At 70.2% G+C, this 16,835-nt stretch carries 19 protein-coding genes; 13 read left to right on the top strand and 6 right to left on the bottom strand.

All coding sequences use genetic code 11. The features are described from left to right. Nucleotides 1-31 precede the first annotated feature (31 nt). From CF165_RS01945 to CF165_RS01915, 7 genes are all read left to right on the top strand, one after another. Nucleotides 32-865: a LytR/AlgR family response regulator transcription factor gene (locus CF165_RS01945; protein ID WP_167384504.1), complete on the top strand. Its 834-nt coding sequence runs from the start codon at nt 32-34 to the stop codon at nt 863-865. A 13-nt stretch (nt 866-878) separates the two neighbouring features. Next, a complete protein-coding gene (locus tag CF165_RS01940; RefSeq protein ID WP_093945663.1) occupies nt 879-1,430 on the top strand; it encodes a hypothetical protein in 552 nt (183 codons plus the stop codon). Between the two features lie 31 nt (nt 1,431-1,461). Then, complete coding sequence (locus CF165_RS01935; RefSeq protein ID WP_093945662.1) at nt 1,462-3,252, top strand: sodium/solute symporter; 1,791 nt, start codon at nt 1,462-1,464, stop codon at nt 3,250-3,252. Nucleotides 3,253-3,394: 142 nt separating this feature from the next. Further along, the gene (locus CF165_RS01930) at nt 3,395-3,745 is read left to right on the top strand and encodes a DUF485 domain-containing protein (protein ID WP_093945661.1); all 351 of its coding nucleotides are present in this window, start codon (nt 3,395-3,397) and stop codon (nt 3,743-3,745) included. Continuing rightward, nucleotides 3,742-5,370 (top strand): monocarboxylic acid transporter, encoded by a 1,629-nt coding sequence (locus tag CF165_RS01925; RefSeq protein ID WP_093945660.1) that lies wholly within the window; start codon nt 3,742-3,744, stop codon nt 5,368-5,370. Before CF165_RS01930 ends, CF165_RS01925 begins: the two co-directional genes overlap by 4 nt. A gap of 64 nt (nt 5,371-5,434) precedes the next feature. Further along, the gene (locus CF165_RS01920; RefSeq protein WP_086847539.1) at nt 5,435-5,794 is read left to right on the top strand and encodes a rhodanese-like domain-containing protein; all 360 of its coding nucleotides are present in this window, start codon (nt 5,435-5,437) and stop codon (nt 5,792-5,794) included. Between the two features lie 2 nt (nt 5,795-5,796). Next, nucleotides 5,797-6,825, top strand: a complete 1,029-nt coding sequence (locus tag CF165_RS01915; protein WP_093945659.1) for a DUF4328 domain-containing protein — start codon at nt 5,797-5,799, stop codon at nt 6,823-6,825. Here CF165_RS01915 and CF165_RS01910 read toward each other — a convergent pair. Continuing rightward, nucleotides 6,822-7,418 carry a TetR/AcrR family transcriptional regulator gene (locus CF165_RS01910; RefSeq protein ID WP_093945658.1) on the bottom strand — a complete coding sequence of 199 codons (597 nt, stop codon included), beginning with the start codon at nt 7,416-7,418 and terminating at the stop codon, nt 6,822-6,824. The genes CF165_RS01915 and CF165_RS01910 overlap by 4 nt on opposite strands. 146 nt (nt 7,419-7,564) lie before the next feature. On the opposite strand from CF165_RS01910, the gene mca reads away from it, so the two are divergent. Then, nucleotides 7,565-8,401: a mycothiol conjugate amidase Mca gene (gene mca / locus CF165_RS01905; protein WP_093945657.1), complete on the top strand. Its 837-nt coding sequence runs from the start codon at nt 7,565-7,567 to the stop codon at nt 8,399-8,401. A 120-nt stretch (nt 8,402-8,521) separates the two neighbouring features. On the opposite strand, the gene CF165_RS01900 is transcribed toward mca, so the two are convergent. Further along, a complete protein-coding gene (locus CF165_RS01900) occupies nt 8,522-9,688 on the bottom strand; it encodes a cytochrome P450 (RefSeq protein ID WP_093945656.1) in 1,167 nt (388 codons plus the stop codon). 53 nt (nt 9,689-9,741) lie between these two features. On the opposite strand from CF165_RS01900, the gene CF165_RS01895 reads away from it, so the two are divergent. The 4 genes from CF165_RS01895 (at nt 9,742) to CF165_RS01880 (ending at nt 12,650) form a co-directional block, all read left to right on the top strand. Further along, nucleotides 9,742-10,623: a DUF5926 family protein gene (locus CF165_RS01895; protein ID WP_093945655.1), complete on the top strand. Its 882-nt coding sequence runs from the start codon at nt 9,742-9,744 to the stop codon at nt 10,621-10,623. Nucleotides 10,624-10,752: 129 nt separating this feature from the next. Further along, on the top strand, nt 10,753-11,106 hold the full coding sequence (locus CF165_RS01890; protein ID WP_167441314.1) for a DUF952 domain-containing protein: 354 nt from the start codon (nt 10,753-10,755) through the stop codon (nt 11,104-11,106). Between the two features lie 210 nt (nt 11,107-11,316). Further along, nucleotides 11,317-11,829, top strand: a complete 513-nt coding sequence (locus CF165_RS01885; RefSeq protein WP_093945654.1) for a SigE family RNA polymerase sigma factor — start codon at nt 11,317-11,319, stop codon at nt 11,827-11,829. After that, nucleotides 11,826-12,650 carry a hypothetical protein gene (locus CF165_RS01880; protein WP_093945653.1) on the top strand — a complete coding sequence of 275 codons (825 nt, stop codon included), beginning with the start codon at nt 11,826-11,828 and terminating at the stop codon, nt 12,648-12,650. Before CF165_RS01885 ends, CF165_RS01880 begins: the two co-directional genes overlap by 4 nt. 71 nt (nt 12,651-12,721) lie before the next feature. Here CF165_RS01880 and CF165_RS01875 read toward each other — a convergent pair whose 3' ends face one another. From CF165_RS01875 to CF165_RS01865, 3 genes are all read right to left on the bottom strand, one after another. Then, nucleotides 12,722-13,276: a ferritin gene (locus CF165_RS01875; protein WP_093945764.1), complete on the bottom strand. Its 555-nt coding sequence runs from the start codon at nt 13,274-13,276 to the stop codon at nt 12,722-12,724. Nucleotides 13,277-13,428: 152 nt separating this feature from the next. Further along, a complete protein-coding gene (locus CF165_RS01870; protein WP_167441320.1) occupies nt 13,429-14,613 on the bottom strand; it encodes an arginine deiminase in 1,185 nt (394 codons plus the stop codon). 40 nt (nt 14,614-14,653) lie between these two features. Further along, entirely contained in the window at nt 14,654-15,466 is an 813-nt protein-coding gene (locus CF165_RS01865; protein WP_093945651.1) for a CPBP family intramembrane glutamic endopeptidase, read from the bottom strand. A 22-nt stretch (nt 15,467-15,488) separates the two neighbouring features. Here CF165_RS01865 and CF165_RS01860 point away from each other — a divergent pair, with 22 nt between their 5' ends. After that, nucleotides 15,489-15,950, top strand: a complete 462-nt coding sequence (locus CF165_RS01860) for a PPOX class F420-dependent oxidoreductase (RefSeq protein WP_093945650.1) — start codon at nt 15,489-15,491, stop codon at nt 15,948-15,950. Here the strand turns inward: CF165_RS01860 and CF165_RS01855 are convergent. Further along, nucleotides 15,942-16,736 carry a DUF2470 domain-containing protein gene (locus tag CF165_RS01855; protein WP_093945649.1) on the bottom strand — a complete coding sequence of 265 codons (795 nt, stop codon included), beginning with the start codon at nt 16,734-16,736 and terminating at the stop codon, nt 15,942-15,944. The genes CF165_RS01860 and CF165_RS01855 overlap by 9 nt on opposite strands. Nucleotides 16,737-16,835: the final 99 nt, after the last annotated feature.

Below are 16,835 nucleotides of genomic sequence, written 5' to 3'. Positions count from 1 at the left end.
GGGCTGGACATTGCACTCGGCAATGGGCAGGATGCGTTTCACTGTGAGTGCTCACGATGACACCCGGAAGCTCGTGGTCCTGGCTGTGGACGACGAGCCCAACGGTCTTGACGAACTCGTCCACTGCTTGCGCAACAGCCCGCACGTGGCGAAGGTGTTCCCGGCGATCGACGCCTCCGAGGCGCTGCGGTTGCTGTCCACCGACGACCCGCGGTTGCGCGAGCGCAAGGACCGCGGCCTGCCGATCGTCGACGCCGTCTTCGCCGACATCGACATGCCCGGCCTCTCCGGGATGGAGATGTCCCGGGTGTTCGCCGCGCTGCGCCCGTCGCCGTGCCTGGTGTTCGTGACGGGGCACGCCGAGGAGGCGGTCAACGCCTTCGACCTCGGCGCCCTCGACTACGTGCTCAAGCCGTACCAGCAGGACCGCCTCGACCGCGCGATCTCCCGCGTGCTCGACAAGCTGGCCGCGGCCGCGGCGCCGCCGCCCGGCGCGATGGGCGGCGAGCCGGTGAAGAACGACGACGAGGTCATCCCCGTCGAGCTCGCCGGCACCACCAAGCTCATCCCGCGCTCGTCGGTCCGCTGGGTCGAGGCGCAGGGCGACTACGCCCGGCTGTTCACCACCGAAGGCAGCCACCTCGTCCGCATCCCGCTGGCCCAGCTGGAGGAACGCTGGGAGAAGGCCGGGTTCGTCCGGATCCACCGGTCGTTCCTGGTCGCGCTCCCGCTGATCACCGAGCTGCGCATGGGCCAGGGCGGCTACCAGGTCGTCATCGGCAACGAGGAGAAGGTGCTGCCGGTGAGCAGGCGGCACACCCGGGCGCTGAAGGACCGGCTGGTCGGTTCGGGCCGGAACGGCTGAGCCGGGACCGGCCATGACCGACGACTTCTACGAGCGCCGCGCGAACGGCGTCCGCGAACCCGATCCGACGCTCGGGAGGCGGCCCCGTCATCGGCAGCTGCCGCAGCCACTGCCGCAGCCGCAGTCTCAGCCGGGCGACCGGGCCGTCGTCGAGTCGCTGCCGCCGGCCCCGGACGACGAGCCGCCGAAGCCGGAACACCACGCGAAACCCAAGCGGGAGCGGGTGATCCTCGCCGACCCGCGTCGCGGTGCCGGCACCTTGCGCGCCCGCGTCGAGCTGGAAGAGCAGACCAGCTGGGGGAAGCTGCTCGTCCAGGACCACCTGGTGAAGGTGCAGCTGCGGACCGCGTTGCTGCTCGCGCTGCTCGTCGTCGTGGTGTTCGGCTCGCTGCCGGTGCTGTTCTACGTGGTTCCCGGGTTCTCCTCGCTGAGCCTGCTGGGCATCCCGGTGGCCTGGCTGATCCTCGGCGTGCTGCCGTTCCCGTTCCTGTTCGGCGTCGGAATCTGGTACAACCGGCTGGCCGAGCGCAACGAACGCGCGTTCGTGGACATGATCGAAAACTAGTTTCGCGCACAGACGTGCGAGGATTCCTCCCGTGCAGTTGAACCCGTGGGCCTTGACCGGCATCGTGCTGGTCGCCGTGGTGACGCCCTACCTCGGTCACCGCTCCTCGCGTTCGGCGACGACCACGCACGACTTCCTGGTCGCCCGGCGGACCGTGCGGTCCCGCCGCAACGCCGCCGCGATCTCGGGCGAGTACCTGTCGGCGGCGTCGTTCCTCGGCATCGCCGGGATCGTCCTCAAGGACGGCGCCGACGCGCTGTGGTTCCCGATCGGCTTCACCGCCGGCTACCTCGCCCTGATGCTGTTCGTGGCGGCGCCGCTGCGCCGGTCCGGCGCGTACACGCTGCCCGACTTCGTCGAGATGCGGCTCGGCTCGAAGGGCCTGCGGCGGTTCTCCACGGCGTTCGTCGTGTTCATCGGGATCCTGTACATGGCCCCCCAGCTGCAGGGCGCCGGCTTGACCCTCGCGACGATCCTGCCCGTGCCGGCGTGGGCGGGTGCGGTCGCGGTGATGATCGTGGTCACCTTCAACGTGATCTCCGGCGGCATGCGCGCGATCACCGTGGTCCAGGCGTTCCAGTACTGGGTCAAGCTGTTCGCGATCTCGGTGCCCGCGTTCGTGCTGTGCATGGTCTTCTTCGCCGGCGGCGGGCCGGACGGGTTCCGGCCGCTCGGCGCACCCGCGCCGCCGGTGTTCGTCAGCGACACCACGGTGGACGTGCAGACCGACGTCACGCTGCACGTCACGTCCGACACGTACCTGTACGCCTACGGCCGCACCGACAACGGCCCGGCGGCCGGCCCGACGCACTGGACACCGCTGGCGCCCCACACGGTTTCCGAAGGCACCACGCTGAAGTTCATGGCCGGTACGCCGGTGCCGGTGGTCAGCGACGCGACCGCGGACAACGCGAACTGGCTGCACCCGGGCTCGGGCAGCCTCACCGACCTGCTCCAGACGTACTCGCTGATGTTCGCGACGTTCCTGGGGACGATGGGCCTGCCGCACGTGCTGGTCCGCTTCTACACCAACCCCGACGGCAAGGCCGCGCGCCGGACCACCGTGCACGTCCTGCTGTTGCTGGGGCTGTTCTACCTGTTCCCGACGCTGCTGGGCGCGCTGTCCCGGATGTACGTCCCCGAACTGCTGGTCACCGGCAAGACGGACGCGGCGATCCTGCGGCTGCCGTCGGCGATCCTGCCGGGGGCAGGCGGGCAGATCCTCGGCGCGGTCACCGCGGCCGGCGCCTTCTCCGCGTTCCTCTCCAGCACTTCCGGCCTGCTGGTGAGCGTCGCCGGGGTCGTGTCGACCGACCTGCTGCCCGGCCGGGTCCGGGACTTCCGCGTGGCGGCCGGGCTGGTCGCGCTGTTCCCCATCGCGCTGGCGGTCGCGCTGCGGCCGGAGGACATCTCGCTGTCGATCGGGCTGACGTTCGCGCTCGCCGCGTCGACGTTCAGCCCGCTGCTGGTGCTGGGCATCTGGTGGCGCAAGCTGTCCTGGCCCGGCGCGCTGGCCGGGATGTTCGTCGGCGGTGGTCTGGTGCTGGCCGCGCTCGTGCTCGACGTCGTGAGCGGCTACACCGGCGACTGGGCGCCCTGGTTCGTCAGCCAGCCCGCGCTGATCACCGTCCCGATGGCCTTCGTGACGACGTATCTGGTCAGCCGCGTGACCGGTTACGGGCGTCCCGAGCACGTCCACGACATCATGCTGCGGCTGCACGCGCCCGACCCGCTCGGCTTCATGCGGGACAGGGCTGTTGCGCGGTTCGGCCAGGCCGAGGAAAAGACCCGCATCGCGGGCCGCGGCCGCCACCGCAAGTGAAGTGCTGACAGCCGGTCAGAAATTCTTTACCTGATCGGGTGAGTCGCGGTCTGGTAAATGACGGCGTGCGGGAATCTCCCAGTGGGTTTCTACTTAAGCTCTGGCGCCCGATCGGACGAGAACGGGAAGGTGGAGATCCGCTGTGAGCAGCACCGAACAAGAAGTCGGTGGCGCGGAGCCGCAGACCGACTGGGAGAGAATCCAGGGAAGTCCCGAATTCACGGACCTGCGCCGCCGGCTGCGGGTGTTCGTGTTCCCGATGACCGCGCTGTTCCTGCTCTGGTACCTGCTGTACGTGCTGCTGGCGGACTACGCGCACGGCTTCATGAGCACCAAGCTGTTCGGCAACATCACCGTCGGCCTCGTCTTCGGCCTGCTGCAGTTCGTCTCGACGTTCGTGATCACCGGGCTCTACGTCCGGTACGCCAACCGCAGGCTGGACCCCGTCGCCGACGAGATCCGCGCCCGGATCGAAGGGGAGCCGGGCCGATGAACCTCGCGGCGGGCGTGGAGGGCAGCAATTCCACCCTCAACATCATCATCTTCCTGGTCTTCGTCGCGATCACGCTGGTGATCGTGTTCCGGGCCAGCCGCAACACGAAAACGGCGTCGGACTACTACGCCGCCGGCCGCGCGTTCACCGGCCCGCAGAACGGCATCGCCATTTCCGGTGACTACCTTTCGGCGGCGTCGTTCCTCGGCATCGCCGGCGCGATCGCCATCAACGGCTACGACGGCTTCCTCTACTCCATCGGTTTCCTGGTCGCCTGGCTCGTCGCACTGCTGCTGGTCGCGGAACTGCTGCGCAACACCGGCAAGTTCACCATGGGCGACGTCCTCGCGTTCCGCATGAAGCAGACGCCGGTGCGCGCGGCGGCGGCGATTTCGACGCTGATCGTGTCGTTCTTCTACCTGCTCGCGCAGATGGCCGGCGCGGGCGGTCTGGTGAACCTGCTGCTCGGCATTTCCGGCGAGGCGGGGCAGGACGTCGTGATCGCCGTCGTCGGCGTGATCATGATCCTCTACGTGCTCATCGGCGGCATGAAGGGCACGACGTGGGTGCAGATCATCAAGGCCGCGCTGCTCATCGTCGGCGCGTTCGCGATGACGCTGTGGGTGCTCGGCAAGTACGGCTTCAACCTGTCCAGCCTGTTCCAGGCCGCCGTCGACAAGGGCGGCAAGGGCGGCGCGGCACTGCTCGACCCGGGCAAGCAGTACGGCAAGACCGGCACGACCAAGCTCGACTTCCTGTCGCTGGGCGTCGCGCTGGTGCTCGGGACGGCGGGCCTGCCGCACGTGCTGATGCGCTTCTACACGGTGCCCACGGCCCGCGACGCGCGCCGCTCGGTGGTCTGGGCGATCGTGCTGATCGGCGTGTTCTACCTGTTCACGCTGGTGCTTGGCTACGGCGCGGGTGCGCTCGTCGGGCCGGACAAGATCTCGAAGGCCCCGGGCACGACGAACGCGGCGGCCCCGCTGCTGGCGCTCGAACTGGGCGGCCCGGTGCTGCTCGGGTTCATCTCCGCGGTCGCGTTCGCGACGATCCTCGCGGTGGTCGCCGGCCTGACGATCACGGCTTCGGCGTCCTTCGCGCACGACGTCTACGCGAGCGTGCTCAAGAAGGGGCAGATCTCCACGGGTGGCGAGGTGCGGGTCGCCCGGATCACGGCACTGGTGATCGGCGCGCTGGCCATCGCGGGCGGCATCCTGGCGAAGAGCCAGAACGTGGCGTTCCTGGTCGCGCTGGCGTTCGCCGTGGCGGCCTCGGCGAACCTGCCGACGATTCTCTACTCGCTGTTCTGGAAGCGGTTCAACACCCAGGGCGCGCTGTGGTCGATCTACGGCGGGCTGGTCGTCACGATCGTGCTGATCGTCTTCTCGCCGGCGGTCTCCGGCAAGCCGGTGGACGCGAAGACCGGCAAGAGCGCGTCGATGCTCCAGGGCGTCGACTTCCACTGGTTCCCGCTCGACAACCCTGGCCTGGTCTCGATCCCGGCCGCGTTCCTGCTCGGCTGGCTCGGCACGGTCCTGTCGAAGGAGCGGAACCCCGCGAAGTACGCCGAGATGGAGGTGCGCGCGCTGACCGGTGCGGGCGCCGAAAAGGCGGTCGCGCACTGAGTGGGTCGTCACTGCCCGCGCGCGTCGGCGACCTCACGCGCGGGCAACGCCCCCGCATGGCAGCATGGGGATCGTGGTGAGCCCTGCTGAACTGCCGACCGCCGAGGTCCGCGACCTGCCCAAGGACGGCCTCGTGCTGCTCGACGTCCGCGAAGACGACGAGTGGGCCGCCGGGCACGCGCCCGGCGCCGTGCACATCCCGATGGGCGAGCTTCCCGCGCGCGTCGGCGAGCTTGCGGATCTGCCCGATGACCAGCCGATCCACGTGATCTGCCGCAGTGGCGGCCGGTCCGCGCGGGCGGCCGCGTGGCTCAACCAGAGCGGCTGGGACGCGGTGAACGTCGCCGGCGGCATGGGCGCGTGGCAGCGCGAAGGCCGTCCGATGGTCGGCGAGCACCCCGGCATCGAACCCGAAGTGATCTAGCCTTGCACCCGGGTCAGCCTCCGTCGCCCCCACCCGGGTACTGGCCGCGCCAGGCCCCGGCCCCCACCACGCAGCAGCTGCAGGGCCGGACGCTGGCCGCCCAGCCGGAGCCGTACCCCTACCACCGCCGTCCGGTCCACCGGCCGAAGCTGCGCTGGGTGGCGACCCCGCCGCCCGGGGCGTGGCCGCGGCGCCGGGTGGTCGTGCCCGAGCGGTACTCCGGGCCGCCGTCGTACCCGGTGCCGCCCCGCTGGGGTTTCCCCAGCCTGGTCTGGCGCCGCCCGACGTCGGTGCCCGGCACGGCGTCCGACGAGATCCGCCCGATCGACCGGGTGCCGGTGCTCAGCCGCAGCCTGGTCGTCGTCCTCGCCGCGTTCGCCGTGCTCGCCGTGGCCGCCGCCGGCGCGGAGATCTGGCGGTACGTGCTGCTCGTGCAGGGCCGCGACTCCGCGCTGTCCCGCTCGGTGGTGGCGTTCTCCGACGGGTTCGTGCTCACCGCCGGGCTGCTGTCCTCGGTCCTCGCGCTGCTGCCCGCCGGCCTGTCGGTCTGGTGGCTGCTGGTCGCCCGCCAGGCGGCGGCGGACGTCTCGGGCGAAGACCCGCCGAGGCCGGTGTGGCAGGTGCTGGTCGGCGTCGTCGTGCCGGTGGCGAACCTCCCGCTGGCGCTGTCCGTCGTCGGCGAGCTGGAACACGCGGTGCTGCGCCGCCCGCGTGACGTCCGGCCGAAGCCGTCGCGCGAAGTGCTGGTGTGGTGGGGCGTCTGGTTGCTGAACTGGGTCCTGCTCGGCGCGTCGATCGTCTGGCGCTTCCGTGACGACGTGCAGTCGATGGCGGACAGTGTCGTCCTGGTCGCCCTCACCGACCTCTCCGCGGCCGCGCTCGCCGTGGTGACGGCTTTGGTGGTCCGGCGGTTTTCCGCGTTGCTGGCGCCCTCGGACGCCCTGGCCGTGCGCGAGATGCGCGTGGTGAAGGTCGAGGGCGCGCCCGAGCCGGAACTGCGCGCCAAGCGCCCGGCCGGCGCCGCGCGCTAGTACCCGCCGAAGGCCGGTTCGAGCTGGTCGAAGGCCTGTTCCGCGACGGGCCACACGGCGTCCACGATCGCGTCCTTGGGCTGGTCGGCGATCGTCCGGTCGAAGACGTCGTCGAAGAGCACCCGCAGCAGCGTCGTGAGGTGCGCGGCGACCAGCGCGGGCTTGAGGCCGTCGCCGGGGTGGCGTCCGGTCAGCAGGCTCGAGAGGTTCGCTTCGCGCTCGCGGTGCAGTTCGTGCAGCGCGTTCGTCAGGACCGGGCTCTGCCTGATCATCCGCGCGAAGCCGCGCCCCGAGAAGCCGGCCAGCGCGTGGTGGGCGTCCAGTGCTTCGAAGTAGAGCTCGCGGGTGTCGTGGAAGACGCCGTCGTGGATCAGCGAAGACGGCCACGTCGTGAAGTCCGCGCGGATGTCGAAGACCAGGTCTTCCTTGCGGGGGAAGTGGTTCGTCACGGTCATCTTGGCCACCCGCGCCTCGGTGGCGATCTCCGCGATCGTCACGTCCTCGAAGCCGTCGCGGATGAACAGCCGCGTCGCCACGTCGGAAATGGTCTTCCTGGTCTCGTGCTTCTTCTGGGCCCGGAGTCCCTCACTCATGGTGTCACTCTACTGGGTCGGACCCAAGATTGTGCTTGACCCAGTGAGTGGGTCGAACCTAATCTGAGGTTCAACCTAATGAAGGCACTGGCGATGTCCGTCCTGACCTTGATCCCCGCGGCTTTCTTCCCCCCGAGGAGCACCCGATGACCCTTCGCCTCCTGAGCGTCCACGCCCACCCCGACGACGAGTCCAGCAAGGGCGCGGCCACTTTGGCCCGCTATGCCGCCGAAGGTGTCGACGTCCTCGTCGCCACCTGCACGGGCGGCGAACGCGGTGACATCCTCAACCCGGCCGTCGACACCGCCGAAACCCGCGCCGACCTGCCCGCGGTCCGTCGCCGGGAGATGGCCGCCGCGGCCGGGATCCTCGGCGTGCGCCAGCGTTTCCTCGGCCTGGTCGACTCCGGCCTGCGCGAGCCACTGCCCGAAGGGTGCTTCGCGGCCCTGCCACTGGAAGCAGCCGCCGCGCCGCTGGTGGCCCTCATCCGGGAGTTCCGTCCGCACGTCGTGATCACGTACGACGAAAGCGGCGGCTATCCCCACCCGGACCACGTCCGCACCCACGAGGTGACGGTCGAAGCGTTCGCGGCGGCCGCCGATCCCGACCGCTACCCGGGCACCGGCGAACCGTGGCAACCACAAAAGCTGTACTACCAAGCGGTTCTGAGCCGAGCCTGGTTCCAAACACTGCACGACGCCACCCTGGCCGCCGGCCTGGCTTCCGCGATGGGCCCAGTCCTCGACGAACTCCCGCCCGAAGAAACCCTGACGGTCACCACCCGAGTCCGCTGCGAGTCCTATTTCGCGACCCGCGACCGAGCCCTCCTGGCCCACGAAACCCAGGTCGACCCGGCCCACCCGTTCTTCGCCCACTCACGCGAAATCGAGCGCCAAGTCTGGCCCTACGAGGACTACCACCTGGCCCACCCCACCCCAGGCCCCGACCTCGAAGACAACCTCTTCACCGGAGTAACCCCATGACAACCCGTGTCGACCCGCCAATCACACGTGATGCCCCCTCAATCACGCGAGATGCCCCTCCAATCACGCGAGTTCCGCTTCCGGTCACGCGAGATCCGCCCCGATCACGGCGGGACACCGTCACACCGTGACCCGAAGCTCCCGCAAGCCGCGGATCACGAACTCCGGCCGTCGACGCGGAGCCTCGGCCAGCCTCAATCCCGGCAGCTTCTCCGCCAACGCGCTCAACGCGGCGGCGATCTCCACTCGAGCGAGAGGAGCACCCACGCAGTAGTGAATCCCGAGGCCGAACCCGAGATGGGCGTTCGGCGTCCGGCCGATGTCCAGGCGGTCCGGCTCGTCGAACACCTGCGGGTCGCGAGCCGCGGCACCCAGCAGTGCGCCGATCTTCTGTCCGCGTTCGACGACATATCCGCAGATCGACACGTCCTCGGTCGCCGTCCGCTCGAACAGCTGCAACGGCGCGTCGAAGCGAATCAGCTCCTCGACACACGAATCCAGAAGGGAAGGTGAGGCCAGCAGGCGCTCCCACTGGTCCCGGTGCGTGAGCAGGGCCGTGATGCCGTTGCCGAGCACGTTGACCGTCGCTTCGTGGCCGGCCATCAGCAGCAACACGGCGGTGGCCACCAGCTCGTCGGGCGTCAGCTCGCTGCGGAGGAGGTCGCTGACGATGTCGTCCCCCGGCGAGTCCGCGCGGGCCGATGCGACCGAGCGGACGTAGGCGACGAACTCGGCGGACGCCCGCTCGGCGGCGTCGCGTCCCTCCTCGGAAAGGCCGTACTCGTACATCTTGACGATGGCGTTGGACAGCTGGACCATCCGCGGTCCGTCCGTTCCGGGCACGCCGAGCAACTCGGCGATCACCGCGACCGGCAGCGGCTGGGCCAGGTGCTCCAGGAGGTCCGCGCTGCCGTCGGCGGCGATCGCGGCCGCCAGGTCGTCGACCATCCGGGTGGCGAGCGTCGCGACCATCGGACGCAGCCGCTGCACGTGGCCGCGGCCGAACGCGCCCGCGATCAGGCGGCGCAGCCGCGTGTGTGCCGGCGGCTCGTTCTCCAGGAGCGAGTTGCGGTGCAGGAGGTTGAACGAGGCGAACCGTTCGAGCGGCTGGGCGTCCTGCCAGATCCGGCCGAGCCCGCGGTGACGCAGGACCGCCGACGACGCGGCGTGCGACACCGCGACGGCGAGGCCCAGCCCGTCGTGGAAATGGACGTCGCCCTTCGCGCGGAGTGCGGCGAACGCCGGGTACGGGTCTTCGAGAAAGGCGGGATCGCGGGGGTCGAACACGTCGCGAGGGTAACCCTTCGATAGCGTCTGAAGCCGAGCCAGAGGAGGCAGCAGTGGGCAAGGGCGCGCGCAAGAAGGGTCCCAAGCAGGCGTCGGACCGCAAGCCGAAGGTGCGCGACGTCTTCGTCGGCCAGCCGTTCGAAGGGTTGGCGGCGGAGCCTGAGCTGATCGCGCTGCGTGAGTTCGTGCCGTCCGCGACGGCCAAGCTGACCCTCGCCGACGGCGGCGACGTCACGCTCGGCACCGTGCTGCCGATGGCGGCGGCCGCGTTCGTCCGCTCGGACGGCGAGCGCTACCTCGGCCTGCAGGTGCAGACCCGCTCTTCGGACATCAGCCGCGACCTCGGCCGGTCGCTGAAGTGGCTGCTGGACGCCAAGGAGGGCGACGTCCTCGGCGTGCCGGACACGACCACCCCGCCGTCCGCCGACGAGCACGCGCGCCTCCAGGACCTGCTGACGCCGGGTGCCGAGCTCGACGTCACGCTGCACCAGGACTTCGCCTGGTGGCTGCCGGAGGATGCCGACGCCACCGGTGACGTCGCGGTGTCGCTCGAGCGCGCGAACGCGGCGATCATGCCCACCGAACGGCTCGGCTCGGGTGCCTACTGGGTTCTCGCCGGCGAGAAGGCGCACCTGCGCTGGGTGCGCCCGGAGCCGGAGAACCTGCTGCTCCAGGCCCTGGCCCGGCTGTCCGCGGCCGGCGAGCTCGGGCTCGGCGAGGGCTCGCGCTACGCGGGTTCGTTCCGGGCGCACGGCCTGCTGGTCCCGGTCTGGGACCTCGACCCCGAGGCCCACGCCCGTGAGTGGGCGGAGGCGAAGGACGCTCTCGGCGCCCGCCTCGAGACGGCGTTGAAGTCGCTCGACGGCGAGCCGCTGAACGCCGCCGAGCGCCGTGCTCGTGACGGCCTCATCGGCCGTCAGCTCACCCTGCGCTGACCGCGGGAGCGAGCGCCCGGACCACCGGGACACACCGGTGGTCCGGCGACGCTGGATGAGCGTTCAACCAGGCATTATGTGGCGCACGAGACACCGCCGCCGGATCGCGCCGGTGGGACGATTCTCGGCGTGATACTTCACATCTGCGGGGCGGCCGACTGGGCCGAAGTGGTACCGGACGGCGACTATCGGCCGCCGTCGCTGGGGGAAGCCGGGTTCATCCACTGTTCCGACTTCGGCACCGCGCACCTCCCGGCCGACGCGCTCTTCCGGGGCCGGACCGACTTGGTGCTGCTCGAAATCGACCCGGCCAAGGTCGGGGCGCCGGTACGCTGGGAAGACGGCGCGCCGCCGCACCCCGCCGGGATCCGGTTTCCGCACGTGTACGGCCCGATCCCGCGCGCCGCGGTCGTCGGCGTGCACCAGTTCCGCGAGACGGACGGCGGCGGTTTCCGGCTGCCGGCCTCGCTCGCACACCGCTGAGGTGGGCAACTCAGCACCCCGCCGAACGTCTGGGGATTTGGCGGGGAACGCAGGCAACCTGAGGGGGCTGTGATGCGTGTTGGGGAGGAAGGTGACTCGGCTTCTGGCTACCCGACCCCGATGGGAGGCGATACGGTGACCGCTGCGGCACCCGTCTTCACCGGGGGAGAGACCTGGGTGACCAGCGCAGGCCGAGGGAGGGCCGCGACGTTGCCGGGCGAGTTCGTCGACTTCGGGGACTTCGTCCAGGCCACGTTGCCGGGGTTGCTGCGGTACGGCCACGCGCTCACCGGCAATCCGCACGACGCGGCGGACCTGGTGCAGACCGTGCTCGAGAAGATCGGTTCGCGCTGGTCCTACGTGCACGAGAAGACGGGTGACCCGCTGGCCTACGTCCGCCGGTCGATGGCGAACGCGCACGTGAGCCGCTGGCGCCGCACGCGTCGCGAGAACCTGGTCGCCGATCTGCCGGACACCAGCCCGCACGTCCCGGCTGACCCGTTCGAGCACGAGCCGCTGTGGCGCGCGTTACGAACGCTGCCGCCGAGACAACGTGCCGTGATGGTGCTGCGTTACTACGAAGGTCTCTCGGAAGCGGAGATCGCCAGTGCCCTCGGCGTCACGCAGGGCACGGTGAAGAGCCAGGCCAGCAAGGCGATCACGTCGCTGCGGCTGAAGTTGAAGCCGGGCGACGGCGGAGGCGAAGGGAGTGGTGCGGGTTGAACATCTCCGAGGACGAGCTGGAGCAGCGCCTGCGCGCGCTGTTCGCCGACGAGCGGCTCGACTTGCCGCCGCCGCCGGGCGCCGGCACGGTCATCGTCGCCGGTGCGCGTCGCCGCCGGCGTCGTCGGCACGCCGTGCTGGCCGCGGCGGGGGTCACGGCGGCCGTGGTCGCCGTCTCGGGTGGGCTGACCGTGATCCGGCTCCACGCCGAAGACGGCACTGCGGTGATGTCCGCCGACGGGACCGAGAGCAGCGTCAAACCGCCCGAGAACCTCACGGCCGGTCGCGCGCCGGAGACGTCGGCGCCCGAGCCGGCCAGCACCCAGAGCATCCAGGTCTCCGCGCCGCCGGATTCGCCGACGTCGATTCCGCGGCGGCCGTCGGCCACCCAGAAGCCGTCCACGCTCCCCGCGGTGTCGAGCGGGCCGCTGCTCGCGGCCGACGGCTTCGGCAAGCTCAAGCTCGGTATGTCCGAGGCCGAGGTGACCGCCCAGGCCGTCGCGCTCAGCGACCCGGAGGCCGGCGCGAGCTGCACCGTCTACAAGGCACAGGGCAGCGGGCTGCCCGCCTCCGCGAGCGTCGTCATTTCGAAGGCCGTCGGGCTGGTCGTCGTGACCCCCGACGTGGTCGCGCACACCGCCGAAGGCATCGGCGCCGGCGCCACCAAGGACCAGGTGCTCGCCGCTTATCCCACGGCCAAGGCCGAGACCGGTGGCGTCGTCGCCCCGGCGAGCGCCGCCGCCCAATACCACTTCAAGCTCGGCGAGACCGGGGTCGTGCAGACGAGCCTGATGAGCGTCGACCAGGACTGCGCCGGCTGAGTCCGGGCGCAAAGGAAACCCGGGCTGTCCACAGGGGGAGAGCCCGGGTTTCCGTCAGACGCAGAAGTGCGTCAGAGCTTGCCGCCGGCCACCGGCGGCATCTGGGAGTCGGTGCCGGCGTCGCCGACGGACTCGCGGTACAGGTGGTTCTCGACCTCGAACAAGTTGCCGTTCGCCCGCTTGACGACGTTCAGCAGCGTGTTCATCTGGGAGATCTCTTCGACCTGCTCCTTGAGGAACCACTGCGTGAACTGCTCGCCGATGTAGTCCTCTTCGGCGCGGGCGGCCTTGGCCAGCGCGGAGATGTCGGCGGCGACCTCCTTCTCCTGCTCGAGCGCGAGCTCGATGAGCTCGGTCACGCCGGAGAAGTCGTTGCGCACCTCCCCGGTGCCGGGGATCTCGACGTGGTGGTCGCGGTCGAGCATGTACTGCACGAGCGCCATCGCGTGGTTGCGCTCTTCGACGGACTGCTTGTAGAAGTGCTTCGCCAGCTGCGGCAGGTCCTCGGCGTCGAACCACACCGCGAGCGCGATGTACTGCTGGGACGCGTTGAACTCGTTGTGGATCTGCGCCTGCAGCAGTTCGTAGAACTTCGAGCGCGGTTCTTTCTTCTTGGTGAGGGCCATGTCCAAGAACATACTTCAGAAAGGGATTGAATGCCACTTCGTACTGGTGATCTTGGCCCTATTAGGGTTACCATTCCTAAAGAAGACTCACCTAAATGAAGTAAGCCTCCCCTAAAATGACGCGCTATTTTAGGGAAGGCTTACTTCATTTGTCACAACGGATCGCGCCGGACCGGGCACGACATGCATCGCGGCCCGCCCCGGCCGGACCCCAGCTCGGAGCCCGCGATCGGCAGCACCTCGATGCCGGCCGCTTCGAGCCGCTCGTTGGTCTCGACGTTCCGCTCGTAGCCGACGACGACGCCGGGGGCCAGTGCGAGGGTGTTGTTGCCGTCGTCCCACTGCTCGCGTTCGGCCGTCACCGGGTCGAGCCCGGTGTCGATGACGCGCAGCCGGTCGATCTCCATCGCCTCGGCCGCGGCCACCAGGAACGGCGCCGGGCCTGCGACCTTCACGCCGCCGTCGCCGGTCGGGCGCAGCGTGAACGCCGTCAGCGAGTCGCGCGCCAGCGGGTACATCACCACCGCGTCGGCGTCGACCATCGTGCACACCGTGTCCAGGTGCATGGTCGCGCGAGACTGCTCGATCGGCACCGCCAGCACGGTGTGCGCGATGCCGTCGGCGAACACCGACCGGGCGAGCGACTCGGCGCCGGCCGCCGTGGTTCGCTCGCCGACGCCGATGGCGAGCACGCCCGGCGCCAGCAGCATCACGTCACCGCCTTCGATCGGCGCGGAATGCGCGCCGTACGCGCGGGCGGCGTGGCGGAACTGCGGGTGGTAGGCGTAGATCAGGTCGAGCACCGCGGTTTCGCGGCGACGCGCGGGCATCGTCAGCGACGAAATCGCCACCCGGTCGGCGATCCACACCGACGAGTCGCGGGTGAACAGCAGGTTCGGCAGCGGATCGACGGCGAAGTCGTGCGGGTGGTTCATCATCCGCACCAGCGACGCCCCCTCCGCGGACGGCAGTTCCTCGAACGTCATGCCGGCCATCAGCACTTCGGCGAGGCCGGCCGCGTCGACGCCGGAGAGGTGCGAACGCAGCGAGTCGGCGAGGTCGCCGCCCAGCCGCCGGTCGTCGACCGCCGCGTGCACGCCCGCCGCGTGCGCCCGGTCGTCGTCCAGGGCCGTCCGGAGCGCGTCGGCCAGCAGCAGGACCTCGACGCCGCGGTTGCGCAGCACCTCGGCGAACGCGTCGTGCTCGGCCTGGGCCCGGTCGACCCACGGGATCGAGTCGAACAGCAGCTGGTCGTTGTTGCGGGGCGTCAGCCTTTTGAGCTCGTTGCCAGGCCGGTGCAGCAGCACGGCGCGCAGGGGTCCGACTTCGCTGTCCACCCGGGGAGGTGCCGTTTCGTCGATCACCCGCCGAGCGTACTCAGGGCAACCAGGAAACGTGACCCTTGAGCAGCGAATATCCGACGAACGACACGAAGTCGAAGAGCGTGTGCGCGACGACCAGCGGCCACAGCCGGTTGGTCTTCTGCCACAGCCGCCCGAACACGAGCCCCATGATGAAGTTGCCGACGAACCCGCCGAACCCCTGGTACAGGTGGTACGACCCGCGCAGCACGGCGGCGCCGAACACGGCGTTGTTCTCCCGGACGCCGAGCTGCCGGAGCCGGGTGAGCAGATAGCCGATGACCAGGACTTCCTCGGCGAAGGCGTTGCCGAACGCCGAGAGCGTCAGCGAGATCGGCCGCCACCACGTGTCGCCCAAAGTGGACGGTTGCACCGCCAGGCTGAACCCCAGGTGGTAGGAGATGAAGTACAACGCCAGGCCGGGGATGCCGATCAGCGCGGCGAGCACGACGGTCAGCAGCGCGTCGCGGCCCGGCGACCGGCGGTCCAGGCCGACCTGCGCGATCTTGACGCCCGCGCGCCACAGCAGGTACAGCCCCAGCGCGCCCCAGCCGACCAGCTGTGCTGCCGACAGCAGCTGCTTGAGCAGGTCGATCAGGCTGGCCGCGGCCTGCGGCACGTTCAGCTGGGTCTGTTGCTGGGCGAGTGGCACCGGCTGCAACAGCGAGTCCACAAGGGACAGCAGGCTGCGCACCCCGGACATCCCGAGCGTGATCCCGAAGACGATCAGCAGCTCGAGCTTGACCGCACGGCGCTCGGCGGGGTCCTCGATCGTCCCGGGGAACTCGGGGCGGGCCGGGGCCAGCCACGATCGCGCGGTGAACGTCATGAACGCACGCTACCTTCGGGGTATGCCGAGGAGCATCGCCACCAACGAAACCGTCGACCGCGCCGCGCTGGTCGAGTTCCTGTCCACCCGCCACCGCGCGATCCTGCTGACCACGAAGGCGGACGGCGGCCCGCAGCTCTCGCCGGTCACGTGCGGTGTCGACGCCGAGGGCAGGCTGGTCGTCTCGACCTACCCGAAGCGCGCCAAGGTCGTGAACGTCAAGCGCAACCCGAAGGTCTCGGCCTGCGTCCTGTCCGACGAGTGGAACGACCAGTGGGTGCAGCTGAACGGCACCGCCGAGGTGCTGGACATCCCGGATTCGGTCGAGCCGCTCGTGGAGTACTTCCGCGCCATTTCGGGTGAGCACCCGGACTGGGACGAATACCGCGAGGCCATGGTCAAGCAGGGCAAGAGCATCATCCGCGTCACCATCGAGAGCTGGGGCCCGATCGCCAAGGGCGGTTTCCCGGCCGAACTAGCCTGACGTCCCGCGCAGGAACGGGCAGCCGACCAGCCGCCGCAGCTCCGCCGCGAGCTGCGGCGGGCTGTCGACCGACTTCGAAAACGCCAGCCGGACGTCGTGGTCGCCGCCGTCGGACTCGACGCGCAGCCGCAGGCCGAACCGGTCGAGCCCGAGCGGGCGGATCCGGCCGCCGCGCAACTCCGCGGGCAGGTGCTTCGCCAGCTGCTCGACGACGTCGGCGTGGTCGCTCTCCAGGTGCCGCAGCCACTGGGCCTCGTAGTCGTGGAACGGGTCGGGTGGCGCGGCGCTGAACGTGTGCGGGCGCAGCGAATGCGTGCCTTCGGCGTCGGCGAGCACGAGTGATGCCGGGGTGAGCCGCAGCAGCGTCACGCCGTGGCCGACGTCGAGGAGCCGCTCGTCCGGCCGCGTCTCGGCGATCGCCACGGCCCGCGCGCGGGCCGACTCCGGCGACAGCGGCCGCAGCCAGCCGGTGATCCACAGCAGCCCGCGGATCGGTTCCCGCAGGTCCACCGGGGCCTGGTCGGCGAGCTCGGCCATCACGGCCAGCTCGCCGCGCTGGGTCTGCTTCGCCGCGTGGACCATCGAGTGGTCGTCGGGCAGCAGCACGCTGACGCTGCCACTGGGGTGCACGTGGTGCAGGACCGGGACGACCCGCTCGCCGCTCAGGTCGGCGCGGTCGCAGGTGGGCAGCAACGACGCGGGGCCGTTGCGGGTCGCGATCGTCTTGGCGCGCTCGGCGGGGTTCGGCGCCGGCGGGCGGCGGATCGATGTGGGTGCCTCGGTCACGGCTCACCTCCTACTTAGGCGAGCCTAACCTGAATCGTGTGGTCTGGGTAGTCGTGGCGGTCACGTCGCTTCCGCCGATCGGAGCATCCGGTAACGCCG

The sequence above is a fragment of the Amycolatopsis vastitatis genome (genome assembly GCF_002234595.1).
Taxonomy (GTDB): Bacteria; Actinomycetota; Actinomycetes; order Mycobacteriales; family Pseudonocardiaceae; genus Amycolatopsis; species Amycolatopsis vastitatis.
This window is presented reverse-complemented; position numbering and strand designations above follow the sequence as displayed.